The organism is Marivita sp. (assembly GCF_965656765.1).
In the GTDB taxonomy this organism is placed as follows: Bacteria; Pseudomonadota; Alphaproteobacteria; order Rhodobacterales; family Rhodobacteraceae; genus Marivita.
Map to the genome: position 1 here is coordinate 1 of NZ_CBFHLV010000032.1, position 12,460 is coordinate 12,460.

At 56.3% G+C, this 12,460-nt stretch carries 11 protein-coding genes; 1 reads left to right on the forward strand and 10 read right to left on the reverse strand.

The window, feature by feature from the left end:
- Positions 1 to 2: 2 nt before the first annotated feature.
- Complete coding sequence (locus ACTG4M_RS10220; RefSeq protein WP_439123553.1) at positions 3 to 602, reverse strand: L,D-transpeptidase; 600 nt, start codon at positions 600 to 602, stop codon at positions 3 to 5.
- 175 nt (positions 603 to 777) lie between these two features.
- Here ACTG4M_RS10220 and ACTG4M_RS10225 point away from each other — a divergent pair, with 175 nt between their 5' ends.
- Entirely contained in the window at positions 778 to 1,332 is a 555-nt protein-coding gene (locus tag ACTG4M_RS10225) for a CAP domain-containing protein (RefSeq protein WP_439123554.1), read from the forward strand.
- Positions 1,333 to 1,396: 64 nt separating this feature from the next.
- On the opposite strand, the gene ACTG4M_RS10230 is transcribed toward ACTG4M_RS10225, so the two are convergent.
- The 9 genes from ACTG4M_RS10230 to ACTG4M_RS10270 form a co-directional block, all read right to left on the reverse strand.
- Entirely contained in the window at positions 1,397 to 1,861 is a 465-nt protein-coding gene (locus ACTG4M_RS10230) for a L,D-transpeptidase family protein (RefSeq protein ID WP_439123555.1), read from the reverse strand.
- Positions 1,862 to 1,968: 107 nt separating this feature from the next.
- Positions 1,969 to 2,733, reverse strand: a complete 765-nt coding sequence (locus ACTG4M_RS10235; RefSeq protein WP_439123556.1) for an ion transporter — start codon at positions 2,731 to 2,733, stop codon at positions 1,969 to 1,971.
- A 12-nt stretch (positions 2,734 to 2,745) separates the two neighbouring features.
- Complete coding sequence (locus ACTG4M_RS10240) at positions 2,746 to 3,966, reverse strand: class I SAM-dependent RNA methyltransferase (RefSeq protein ID WP_439123557.1); 1,221 nt, start codon at positions 3,964 to 3,966, stop codon at positions 2,746 to 2,748.
- Positions 3,967 to 4,005: 39 nt separating this feature from the next.
- Positions 4,006 to 5,835, reverse strand: coding sequence for an ABC transporter ATP-binding protein (locus tag ACTG4M_RS10245; RefSeq protein WP_439123558.1), 1,830 nt, complete (start codon positions 5,833 to 5,835; stop codon positions 4,006 to 4,008).
- Positions 5,832 to 7,685, reverse strand: a complete 1,854-nt coding sequence (locus tag ACTG4M_RS10250; RefSeq protein WP_439123559.1) for an ABC transporter ATP-binding protein — start codon at positions 7,683 to 7,685, stop codon at positions 5,832 to 5,834. The genes ACTG4M_RS10245 and ACTG4M_RS10250 overlap by 4 nt, the downstream gene beginning before the upstream one ends.
- Positions 7,686 to 9,530, reverse strand: a complete 1,845-nt coding sequence (locus ACTG4M_RS10255; RefSeq protein ID WP_439123560.1) for an ABC transporter ATP-binding protein — start codon at positions 9,528 to 9,530, stop codon at positions 7,686 to 7,688. It lies immediately after the preceding gene.
- A gap of 139 nt (positions 9,531 to 9,669) precedes the next feature.
- Positions 9,670 to 10,815 carry a CCA tRNA nucleotidyltransferase gene (locus ACTG4M_RS10260; RefSeq protein ID WP_439123561.1) on the reverse strand — a complete coding sequence of 382 codons (1,146 nt, stop codon included), beginning with the start codon at positions 10,813 to 10,815 and terminating at the stop codon, positions 9,670 to 9,672.
- Positions 10,812 to 11,408, reverse strand: a complete 597-nt coding sequence (locus ACTG4M_RS10265; RefSeq protein WP_439123562.1) for a CoA pyrophosphatase — start codon at positions 11,406 to 11,408, stop codon at positions 10,812 to 10,814. The genes ACTG4M_RS10260 and ACTG4M_RS10265 overlap by 4 nt, the downstream gene beginning before the upstream one ends.
- On the reverse strand, positions 11,401 to 12,390 hold the full coding sequence (locus ACTG4M_RS10270; RefSeq protein WP_439123563.1) for an Hsp33 family molecular chaperone HslO: 990 nt from the start codon (positions 12,388 to 12,390) through the stop codon (positions 11,401 to 11,403). The genes ACTG4M_RS10265 and ACTG4M_RS10270 overlap by 8 nt, the downstream gene beginning before the upstream one ends.
- Positions 12,391 to 12,460 lie beyond the last annotated feature (70 nt).

Genomic DNA, 12,460 nt, shown 5'->3' on the forward strand with positions numbered 1-12,460 from the left:
CGTCAAATTAGCAACACCTGCGTGCCGACTTTCGCCAACTCGTAAAGTTCTTCGATATGTTCATTGTAAAGTCCGATGCAGCCATTCGAAGACCGGCGTCCGATCTTACGCGTATCGTGTGTTCCGTGGATGCGATAATACGTCCAGCTTAGGTGTAGCGCCCGTGTGCCAAGGGGATTGTCCGGTCCCGGAGGCACGTAATCTGGCCATTCGGGATTGCGGATTTTCATCGACGGAGTCGGTCGCCAATCCGGCTCTGGATCCTTGAGTGTTACCCGCGTTCGACCCCGGCGCGTCAAATCGTCAGTCAGCGGTACAGAAGATGGATACAGCCGATAGTTTCCGTTGTCTTCCCAGTAGTGCAAGGCACGCGAATCGATGTCGACCAGGATGGCACCATTGTTGAGATCGCTGAAATACGGTCGCCAATCCAACGTGCGAAAGCTTGAAATATTGCGGCGAACGATCTGGGAAAGGTCGCGCTCAATCTCGATCGTGGAGCCATCGTTCACATCTTGGGCAACCACAGGGGTTGCGGCGAATGCGGCTGACCCCGCCAGAAAACTGCGGCGATTCACGGGGAAACGTGGACTATTTGCCATTTCATGGCCTCTTCGTGTGCAAAGGGATATGGAAACTACAGGGTATTCTATATGGCGTGAATGCCTCAGTCGCAATTCAAAGGAATGTCATATCGGCAAATCTCGGCTTTGTGTGTTTGATCCCACCCGTGACTGAGTCTAAGCCCGGATACGGAAATTCTTGGGGCATGATACAATGAAGCGTTCGACATTTCTCATGGGTGCAGCTGCCATGGCCCTCACGGCCTGTGCTGGCGCGCCTCCGACGCCGACGCTTGGTCCTGACGGAAAACCGCTCCCCAAGGTGTATCGCATTAGGGCGGGTGACACCGGACGTATTCAGTTCAGGATGCTTGATGCGCTCAATGCATTGCGCCAGGCCTCTGGGGCGCAACCACTTGAACTTAATGCCCGTTTGAACGCTGCCGCGGCCACCCATGCCCGGGACATGAGCGTGCAAAACCGGCCATGGCATTTTGGGTCTGACGGATCGTCCCCAATCACGCGAATCCAGCGCGCTGGATATAACGGACGCCTTGTCGGTGAGGCGATTTCTGAGACGTACGAAACCGAGCTTGAAACGCTTGGCGCCTGGATGGAGGCCGAGAACACGCGAACGGTGATTCTTGATCCATCGGCTCGGGAAATGGGCTTCTCGTGGTTTCAAGAATCGAACGGCAAGATCTGGTGGAACCTGATTCTGGGCGCGCCAAACGAAACCGGGTTCACACCCGTGAACGCGCCATCGTGACATAGGTCCGACGCGGACCCAATGTTTCGCGTGCGAAAAAATGGGTCAGTGCACCTGACCTTCCTTACGGGTTGATCGTGATTGGCGTTCCGTTTTTCACCATCGAATAAATCTCGCGCATTTCACGGTTGGTCACGGCAATACATCCCCATGTCCAGTCGCGCCCGCCTTTGCGATTCTTCCACGGTCGCCCATGAATGAAGATATCGCCACCGGGGGATTTTCCCAACTCTCGCGCTGCTGCAACATCCCGCGCTCTGGGATAGTCGATTCCGATTGACAAATAAAAGCTGCTGTTGGGATTGCGGCGGTCGATCAGGTACTCACCTTCCGGCGTGCGGCCATCGCCCTCGATCTGTTTGTGACCTTCGGGCGCAAAACCCAAACCAATATCATAGGTCTTGAGGATGGCGTTGTGGTGCAAGAGGTACATCTTGCGATCTGCCTTTTGCACAACGACCCGTGTCACCTCTGGGCCATCATAGGTGGGAAACTTCCCACAGGCCGTCAGGCCAAAAAGAAGCGTCATAAGACACAAAATTCGAAACATTGTCAGAACTGCCCAGTTTGTTTTTTACAACAGTACCAGACAACCGGGTGTTCGGGAAAACGAAACCGTGAGTCGCGATCAGCAGGTTACCGCTGATCCAGTCGCTTTTCGATCGCCTCGAGTCGCGCCAACACCTGATCGCGGTAGGCATCGGTCTTTTCGTTCGATTCCTCGGCATGAGCATCCTGCATAGAGTTCACGATGAGACCAACCAGTAGGTTAACCACCGCAAACGTCGTGACCATGATGAATGGCACAAAGAACGCCCAAGCCCAGGGGAAAACCTCCATCACCGGGCGCACAATGCCCATCGACCAGGATTCGAGCGTCATGATCTGGAAGAGGGAATAGGCTGACCGGCCGAGATCGCCGAACCAATCGGGAAACGCATCACCGAACAACTTGGTCGCCATCACTGCGCCAATGTAAAAGATCAACGCCATCAATAGGAAAACGCTGCCCATACCCGGCAGCGCTGTGATGAAGCCCTCGACCACCCGCCGCAGGCGCGGTGCAGCTGAAATAACGCGCAACACCCGCAGTATGCGCAACGCCCGCAGCACAGAGAAGCCTTGGGTTGCCGGCACCAATGCGATTCCAACGATGAAAAAATCAAAGATGTTCCAACCGCTTTTGAAAAAGCGCCAACCGCGTGCGAACAGCTTCAGGGCGATTTCGACCACGAAGATCATCAAGCACAGGCTGTCGAGCAGAAGGATCAGCGGCCCAATACTGGTCATAATTGCATCAGATGTCTCCATCCCAAGCAACACCGCGTTGAACAGGATGACCCCAACGATGAAATTCGTTACCCACGACTGCTCAAGAAACGCGGCCACCTTGTTGCGCATTGCGCTGCCTCTTTAATTGCTTCGGCGCAACAGCGCCACAAGTTCCACATGGGTCGACCAGCGGAATTGATCAACCACCTGAACCCATTCAACATCGTATCCGGCCCGGATCAGGGTGGCAGTATCCCGCGCAAAGGTCGCCGGATTGCACGAAACATGGGCAATTCGAGGAATCTTAGCATTTGCAAGCTTGGCCACCTGCGCTGCTGCCCCGGCACGCGGTGGGTCGATTACCACGGCGTCATACTTGGCCATCTCTTCAGGCAGAAGCGGATTGCGGAAAAGATCGCGTACTTCGTGTGTGATGCGCTTGAGACCCTCCGCATTGCGCCACGCATGATCCAAAGCGTTGACCATATCCCGGTCACCCTCGACCGCATGCACCATAGCATCGCGCGCCAGTGGCAACGCAAAGGTGCCGCAGCCCGCGAACAGGTCAGCCACACGTTTGGCCCCTGTCAGAGCCTGTTTCACCGCGTCAACCAGAGCAGTTTCCCCCTCCTTGGTGGCTTGCAAAAACCCACCCGGCGGCGGCGTGACCTCGGCCGTTCCAAGCTTCAAAACCGGCGCACGACGCTGCAGCGCGATTTCGCCATCCCAAGCGATACGGGCAAGGTCGTATTCGCGCGCAAGTTCAGCAAGCGATTGATGCAGGTCCACATCCATCTCTTTGCCGCCCAGCACCGAAACATCCAGTCCGCTGTCCGTACGTGTCACCAGAACTGACAATTCCCCTTTTCGCGATCCCCCAAGCACGCCCAGCGCCTCTACCATCGGCAAGGCAGCGGTCAGTTCGGGGTGCATCAATTGGCAATTTGGGACCGAAATAATCGTGTCAGACGCCTTCATGTGAAATCCGGCCAGCGCACCTTTCTTTGTGCGGCGCACAGAAAAAGTCGCGCGACGGCGGGACTGTGCTGGCGACATGATCGGGTCGTTCAGTTCAATCGCGATGCCCTGCGCTGCAAGCGCCTGTCGCACCACATCGCGCTTCCAGCCAGATACAAATGCATCAGATGCGTGCTGCAACTGACAGCCACCACAGGATTTCGCATGGCTGCACGGCGGTTTGACCCGGTTTTCCGACGGTGTGTCGATCTTGGGATCGCGCAGATGTTCACCATCCAACGTACCGCTGACCACTTCATCGGGAAGCGCAGAGGGCACATAGATCGGACCATCGGCAATGCCGTCGCCCAGATGGCCCAGTCTTTTGATCGTAACTGTTGTCATGACGCGGCTTGTGCCTCAGCCAGCGACGCGGGTCGAGAGTTATTCGGCGGCTTCGGCCCCGATAAAGCCACCAGACTGCCGGTCCCAATACCGCGCATAAAGCCCGCCCTTGGCCAAGAGAACATCGTGCGTGCCAACCTCGACGATGCGCCCACCATCCATAACAACAATGCGGTCCATGCTGGCGATGGTGGACAGACGGTGGGCGATGGCAAGAACGGTCTTGCCCTGCATCACATGATCCAGCGCTGATTGGATTTCAGCCTCAACTTCGGAATCAAGCGCGCTGGTCGCCTCGTCCAGCACGAGAATAGGCGCGTCCTTGAGGATGGCCCGAGCAAGGGCGACGCGTTGACGTTGTCCACCAGACAGCTTGACGCCCCGCTCGCCCAGATGCGCCTCATAGCCTTTGCGCCCCCGGTGATCGACGAGGCCGAGAATGAATTCATGTGCCGAAGCGCGCTGTGCAGCCTCAAAAACCTCTTCATCCGTGGCCTCTGGACGCCCGTAACGAATGTTCTCCATCGCAGAACGATTGAACATCGATGTTTCCTGCCGCACGACCGAGATATCTTTACGAAGGGCAGTTTGCGTCACGTCGCGGATATCGGTCCCACCAAGCGTGACCTTGCCTTTTTCCACGTCATAGAGCCGCAATAGCAGCGACACGACCGTGGATTTCCCAGCACCGGATGCGCCGACCAAAGCAACCTTTTCGCCCTCACCAATCCGCAGATCGAATGAGGTCAACGCTTGGTTCGCACCACCATAAGCAAAGGTGACATCGTCAAAGTGAACCGCTCCACGTGGTGCACTGTCCTGGGCATTGGGCCGGTCGGTGATCGCGTGTTCTGGTGTCAGCGTGCCGATCCCGTCCTCCACCTCACCAATGTTGGTAAAGATCGACATTGCAACGCGACCCAAACGGTTGGTCAACATAGACAGACGCGTCGTGACCATAGCAGTCATTGCGATATCCCCGGCGGTGGCGCTTCCCTTACTCCAAAGCCAAAGCGCGCCGAGAATGGCAAACAGAGGCAGAATGCCACCCAAAGTCATCAGCACCATACGGAACACCGCGGACAGCGTGCCAAACTCAAGCGACCGTTCCCGGTAGGCATCAAGTGCGGCACGGGTTGCCCCATCTTCATCTGCGTCGCGGGCGAACAGCTTTACTGCAGCAATGTTAGAATAGATGTCTACAACCTGCCCCGTCACTTGCGTGCGTGCACCGGCCCGCGCCTTTGATCGTTTCTGCACGCGCGGAATGAAATATCGCAATGCAGCGGCGTAAAATACCGCCCAAACCACGAACACCAGCAACAGACGGGAATCAACGCCAGCCATGAGGAAAAACGCACCGACGAACATGGCGAGCGAGTAGATCACGACATCCGACACCTCGATCACGAGATCAGTCAACGCGCGGGCAGTTTGCAGAGCTTTTTGGCTCAGACGACCGGCAAAATCGTTTTCAAAAAACTGCATTGAATGGCCCAGCGTGTGCTGATTTAGACGGGCAAGGACCATCGGATAGAGGTTTGGACCAAGCAGGATACTGGTGACCCCCGCATCCATTACAAAGATCAAAGGTCGGACCACGAGAAAGAACAGGACACCGACAACCACGATAGGCCAGAACGTCGCCCAAAACGCGCCTTGCTCTGCAATGGCGGTTTGATCAATCACCCACCCGGTAAAGCGCGCGGCGACCAATTCAGAGATGCCGGTGATGAACGTGATGGCAAAAGCAATGAGAATGGCACGTTCCGCGCCACGCAATGCCCAGCGCATGAAGGGCAGTATCGCCTGCGGTGGTGGCCCATCCGCAGGTTCAAACGGTCTTATCAAGCGTGAAATGGCGTTCATTCAGCTGCCTCTGCGCCGATGAACCCGCCCGACTGCCTGTCCCAATAGCGGGCATAGAGACCCCCTTGGGCCAAAAGCGCGTCATGAGTACCGACCTCGGCAATGCGGCCGTGATCCAGGACAACGATCCGATCCATGCTCGCGATGGTAGATAGCCGGTGCGCGATAGCGAGAACAGTCTTGCCCTGCATCACGCGATCCAATGCCGACTGGATCTGAGCCTCGACCTCAGAATCCAAAGCGCTTGTGGCCTCGTCCAGCACAAGGATCGGGGCGTCTTTCACAATCGCCCGAGCAAGCGCGATGCGCTGACGCTGACCACCCGAAAGCTTGACCCCGCGCTCCCCAAGATGCGCGTCGTATCCTTTGCGCCCGAGATGGTCCTCTAGACCAAGAATGAACTCATGCGCTTCGGCTTTGCGCGCTGCCTCAAACACGTCGGCTTCGGTTGCATCGGGTCGACCATAACGGATGTTATCCAACGCGGAGCGATTGAACATCGCAGTTTCCTGCGTGACCATTCCGATCTTGCGTCGCAGGCTGTGTTGCGTGACCTCTGAGATCGACTGACCATCAATCCGAATGACCCCTTTTTCAGTGTCATAGAGACGCAAAAGCAAAGACACGAGAGTCGATTTCCCGGCACCCGATGCACCAACAATCGCAAGTTTCTCGTTGGGCGCGATATCAAGCGTAATCCCTTCGATCCCACCTTCGCGCTGGCCATAGGCAAAGGACACGTCGTCAAAATGCACGCGCCCTTTTGGCACCTCAAGATCAAGTGCCTTAGGGGAATCGTCAATCCGATGTGACGGGGCGAGCGTGTTCATCCCGTCCTCGACTTCACCGATATGGCCGTAAATCACCATCATCGTGTAGCTGATCCAACCCGTCATCTGAGACAACCGGATTCCAACTGCACCAACAGCAGCCACTTCGCCCGGAGTTACTCCGGTTCCGCGCAACGCAATAGCCATGCCAACAACAACCACCGGAAGCACCCCGGCGATAAACATTAGGCCAAGACGAAACAAGGTCTGCGCCTCGCCAAACCGAAGCGCTGCGCCGCGTAGATCTTCCAACGCGCCGAGTGCTTTATCATCTTCGTGCCGATCCCCAGCAAAGAGTTTGACAGTCTTGATGTTGCTGATCGTATCGACCACCTGTCCCGTGACCTGCGCCTTTGCTTCGGCACGGGCGGCAGAACGACCTCGAATAACGGGCAACATGACCCGCAGGAAAAGAACATAAGCCGCGAACCAGACCACCAGAGCAGCAACCATCCAAAGGTTGATTGCACCAACCAGAAACGCAGTGCCCAAGACCGTTGCAAGCCCAAAGGTCACCGCGTTCACCGTTTCAATCACGATCTCGGTCAGCGAATTTGAAGCCTGCATTTTCTTTTGCGCAAGCCGACCCGCAAAATCATTATCAAAGAACGTCACAGACTGGCCAAGCGTCCATCTGAACATGCGGGCCATGACCTGCATTCCAATATTCGGTCCGATCATAACCGACTGGGTCAGCGCCAGTCCGCCGAAGAGCAAAGGGCGTGCGATAAGCAAGACAAACAAACACGCGACAATCAGCCAGCCGTGATCCGACACGAAACCGTTCGTTGGCGTTTCTGCGACCGCATCCACGACGCTTCCCAAAAGCCGCATGGATACAACCTCGGTGATCCCCGCAAGAACCGAGATAGCCACGCCCAGCCAGACAACTCGCCAACCCCCACGCAGGCACCATGCCATAAACGCCCGAAGTTCAAGCGGCGGCACACCCAAAGCAGGCGTATCAGGGTCGATCTGATTGCCGGCCCGCAGGATCAGAGATTGATAGATTTGCCGCATTTATTCCGCTGCCTTCGTATCGGGATCAATGAACCCGCCAGACTGGCGGGCCCAGAACCCAGCATATAGTCCACCCTGTGCCAAAAGCGCGTCATGCGTACCTTGCTCAACAATCTTGCCCTGATCCATGACCAGAATCCGATCCATATGCGCAATGGTCGACAAGCGGTGCGCGATGGCAATAACCGTCTTGCCTTCCATCATGCCATACAGCGTGTCTTGAATGGCTGCCTCGACCTCGGAATCAAGCGCGCTGGTGGCCTCGTCTAACAAAAGGATCGGCGCATTTTTGAGCACAACGCGAGCCAGCGTCACGCGTTGGCGTTGCCCACCAGACAGTTTCACACCCCGTTCACCAACCTGCGCATCGTATCCAGTGCGTCCTTGCGGATCCTGCAAGTTCTGGATGAACTCATCCGCCTGCGCCTGTTTCGTCGCGGCGATCACATCGGCCTCTGTCGCATCCGGGCGACCATACAGGATGTTTTCACGCACCGAACGGTGCAAAAGCGAACTGTCCTGCTGCACCATACCAATCGACAAACGAAGGCTGTCTTGCGTGACCTTGGTGATGTCTTGACCATCAATCAGGATGCGCCCGCTTTCCGGATCGTAAAACCGCAAAAGAAGTTTGACCAAGGTCGATTTGCCAGCACCGGACCGTCCAATCAGGCCAACTTTTTCGCCAGGCTCAATTATCAGATCAATCGCATCCAACCCACCGGATTTACGCCCATAATGGTGTGTTAGAGACTGAATTTCGATCTTGCCTTTGTCCAACTTTAGTGGTTGCGCTTGAGTATCATCGACCAAAGTGATCGGTTGGGCGATGGTTTGCATGCCCTCGGCGACGACACCCAGCTGCCGGAAAAACGACGTCAGCGCCCACATGATCCATCCGGTCATCGCGTTCAGCCGCAGTGTCAGAGCGGTTGCCGCAGCCACAACGCCGACACTGGCTTGGCCCTGCATCCACAGCCAAAACGCCCATCCGACAACAGCGACGATCAGCAAACCATTCAGCGTGACAAGCACCACATCCATGATGGTGAACAACCGCATTTCGTACTGAAAGGTGCGGCGGGTGTTTTCGATGGCGTCCTTGGCGTAATCCAGTTCGGTGTTGTTATGTGCGAACATTTTGACTGAATGGATGTTGGTGTAGCTGTCCACCACACGGCCTGTCACCTCGGACCTTGCATCAGACGCAGCTTGCGACGCAGGGCCGACACGTTTGACTGTCCACATGACAAGTGCACCGTACAGGAACAGCCACCCGACCAGCGGTATAGCCAAGCGCGGATCTGCCTGACCCAGTAGGACAAGCGCGCCAATGACGTAGGCCAAGGAAAAGGTGATCGCATCGAAGACCTGAAACACGGCTTCGCCCGCGGCAGGGGGCGTTTGCATGATGCGGTTGGCGATCCGCCCGGCGAAATCGTTTTCGAACCAGCCGACAGACTGCCTTAGAACATGTTTATGCGCCCGCCAACGAATGAGCGTGCCAAAGTTCGGAAGGATCGTGTTGTTGAGCAGCAGAACATCCAAGGCCTGTAATGCCGGGCGGACAAACAGGATAAACACTGCCAAAGCAATGAGCCAGCCGCCATAAGCCTCCCACACGTCGGTCGGATCACCGGCGAGGATGTCGACAACCCAGCCCATTACCCAGATAAGCCCAATCTCGATCGCGGCAACGATGATCGACATAATCGTAGCGTAGACAAAGATGCGTTTGAACGGGCGCGCGTAGTCCAGCATGAAGGGCAACAACCGCGCGGGCGGCGTGTCCTTTTCGTCATAGGGGCCGTATGGGTCCACCAGGTTTTCAAAAAAGCGGAACACCAAACGGTCTCCTTGAAGAATGAATAGACCCTAGGCCACGCGTTTCAGCGTGCAGCCAGAGCTTTAAGGGAAAACAATGTTCGGTATCGCCCGTATGACACCGCAACCCTAGCCCGGCTTTTTGACAGAGGGAACCCGCTTAGCCGAGAAGGTCGGATTTAGTCAGGGCAAAGCCTGAGGCGATCCAACGATCCTCAAGTTCACGGAGCTTTTCGCCCAACGCAGCACCAGTATAGGTTGGCATCAGATCGCCGGGTTTGACCGGAAACTTCGCTTCTGCACCAATGTCCACCAGCTCAATTGCACCCGGATCAAACGGGGCTTCCAGCATCGCTGACCGCAACAACAGAACATCCCGCCCGATCTCTGCGCCATGTCTGTATCCCAGCTCCTTCGCGGATTCAGAGGATGGAATCAGGCTCTGATACTGCGCAAGTCGACGCTGATCCTTCTTGGACAGACGTAGGGAAGTGCCATCGAAAACACCGATACTGGCCAGTCTGCGCAACGGGTCAGGCAAACAGAGCAAAGAGTTTTCCAGATGAACCAAGGGTGCCAACGCACGCGGATCACTACCGGGCAACACCGCATACAATACACCTGTCTGCGCCATCGACCCGACCGCGGGGGCCGGATTTGACGCTGACAAAAGCTTGATCACCTCACCGCCAATGCGTTCGCAAGAAAGGCCTGATAACCCATCCAGACTGTTTGCAATTGCGCCTAGTGCATCGGCGTCAAAGCCATGGTCGGGGTCGCCATACCAAGCAGCAAACCGAAAGAACCGAAGGATGCGCAGGTAGTCCTCGGCAATCCGATCCTGCGGATTTCCGATAAATCGAACCCGACGCGCCAGCAAATCAGGCAACCCGTTCAACGGGTCGATCACCGTACCATCTGCATCGGCATAAAGCGCGTTCATCGTGAAATCCCTACGCGCGGCGTCTTCTGTCATATCGGTTGAAAATCGCACGATAGCATGGCGTCCATCCGTCTCGGTATCGGCGCGAAACGTTGTCACTTCGTAGCCTGTCCCAGCCGAAACTACGGTGATTGTGCCGTGGTCGATCCCGGTCGGCACTGGCTTGAGGCTTGCTGCTTCGGCTAGGGATTGAACTTGTTCAGGCGTGGCATCCGTAGCGATGTCCACGTCGGTCACTGGAACATGCATCAACGCATTGCGTACGCAGCCGCCAACAGCAAAAGCCGCATTCCCTTGCGCCTGTAAAGCACGGAACACAGCCTGAGTTGCATTGGCCGTTAACCAGTCGCCGGAAACCTTCATGTCGCCTCCATCCGCTCGGCGAGACTCCGTAGAATTCGCGCAGTGGCGCCCCAGATGTAATAGGGACCGAAAGGCACGGTATAGTAGTGTCGACGTGTGCCCCGCCAACGTCTGGATTGGACCGAAAAAAGGCCGGCATCCGTAACATGTGCCAAAGGAACACGGAACACTTCGGCCACTTCGCCGAGTTCCGGAACAATATCGAAATCCCGATCTATCCAACCAATAACTGGCGTCACAAGAAACCCTGTTACGGTTTCATGGGTTGGCATCGTGCCAAGAATATCGACATGCCCTCGGGGTAAACCAACCTCTTCTTCAGCCTCGCGCAAAGCGGCAGCAGTCACATCGGCATCAACGTCATCTTGCTTGCCGCCAGGAAACGCAATCTGCCCGGGATGATGCTTGAGCCGTGATGACCGCTTGGTCAAAAGCACCTCTGCACCATTAGTCGTCGCCATCACAGGCACAAGAACACCAGCGGGGCGCAATTTGCGCCCCACCGGCAAAACCACATCAGGGTTCAGATCAAAGTCAGAGGACGCCGTACTATTCTGCAGCAGCGCCGCTTCAATCCGGGCGCGGTCATTCACCCGACACCTCGTCGGCCTCAAACCCGACGGTTGACGGATCAAGGTCATAATGCGCACCGCAGAACTGGCAATCCGCCGTGACCCGACCTTCATCGGTCGTCATCGTCGCGATGTCCTTGGCTGAATAGATCGACAGGCTTTGGCGAACGCGATCTTCTGAACAGGTACAGCCAAACCGCACCGGCAACGCATCAAAAACACGCGGACCTTCCTCGTGAAAAAGCCGGAACAACAGATCGGTTGCCGGCAACGAAGGGCCGATCAGCTCCATATCCTCTACCGTAGCAAGGTGGAAGTTGACCCTGTTCCAGTGTTCGCCTTCGTCCTCGTTCAGCAGATCCTCTGGGTGCAACAAGCCGCCTTCTCCAGACCCGCCATCCGTGGCAAAGGGCGATGCCTTCGGCATGTGCTGCACCATAATACCGCCCGCCCGCCAGTGCTGGGCAACACCCGGTTCAGTGGACTGCCCAAAGCTTAGCGCAAACTTTGTCGGAAGTTGTTCGGATTGCGCGAAATGCGCTTCGGCACAACTCGCCAATGTGCCGCCGGTCAGCGGTGTAATACCCTGATACGGCTGCATACCCTGCCCCTGATCCATGAGAATGGCGAAATAACCCTCGCCAATCTGCGACATCGCAGGTCCATCGGTCACGCGTTCGGGATCAAAGCTGGCATAAGCACGAATCCGTGCTGGTTCGCCTTCGGCCTCGGGCGCATAGAAATCTGTCGCGATCATGCGCACGGCACCTTTTGTCTGAACCTGAAGCGACAGCTTCCAGCGCAGTTTGATTGTCTGACCAATCAGCGCAGTCAACAATGCCATCTCGGCCACCAACGCCTCAACAGCAGGCGGATAGTTGTGCTGCTTGAGGATACCGCTCAACACGCCATCAAGGCGCGCCACTCGTCCACGAATGTCCGAACGGTCAAGTTGAAATGGCAGGACGGTGTCGTCCCAGGCGATTTTCGATCCGAGTGTCATGGATTTTCCTTGCTTGCCGACCTCCGGCATGTGCGGGACTATATAAGAGACGATCCGGCAGGTCCAAGGG

What these genes read in the sequence shown, in the direction of transcription:
- ACTG4M_RS10230 (WP_439123555.1), bottom strand. Translation starts at nt 1,861, where the DNA reads ATGACGCTTCTTTTTGGCCTGACGGCCTGTGGGAAGTTTCCCACCTAT.
- ACTG4M_RS10260 (WP_439123561.1), bottom strand. Translation starts at nt 10,815, where the DNA reads ATGAAGGTTTCCGGCGACTGGTTAACGGCCAATGCAACTCAGGCTGTG.
- ACTG4M_RS10250 (WP_439123559.1), bottom strand. Translation starts at nt 7,685, where the DNA reads ATGCGGCAAATCTATCAATCTCTGATCCTGCGGGCCGGCAATCAGATC.
- ACTG4M_RS10235 (WP_439123556.1), bottom strand. Translation starts at nt 2,733, where the DNA reads ATGCGCAACAAGGTGGCCGCGTTTCTTGAGCAGTCGTGGGTAACGAAT.
- ACTG4M_RS10225 (WP_439123554.1), top strand. Translation starts at nt 778, where the DNA reads ATGAAGCGTTCGACATTTCTCATGGGTGCAGCTGCCATGGCCCTCACG.
- ACTG4M_RS10240 (WP_439123557.1), bottom strand. Translation starts at nt 3,966, where the DNA reads ATGACAACAGTTACGATCAAAAGACTGGGCCATCTGGGCGACGGCATT.
- ACTG4M_RS10270 (WP_439123563.1), bottom strand. Translation starts at nt 12,390, where the DNA reads ATGACACTCGGATCGAAAATCGCCTGGGACGACACCGTCCTGCCATTT.
- ACTG4M_RS10220 (WP_439123553.1), bottom strand. Translation starts at nt 602, where the DNA reads ATGGCAAATAGTCCACGTTTCCCCGTGAATCGCCGCAGTTTTCTGGCG.
- ACTG4M_RS10245 (WP_439123558.1), bottom strand. Translation starts at nt 5,835, where the DNA reads ATGAACGCCATTTCACGCTTGATAAGACCGTTTGAACCTGCGGATGGG.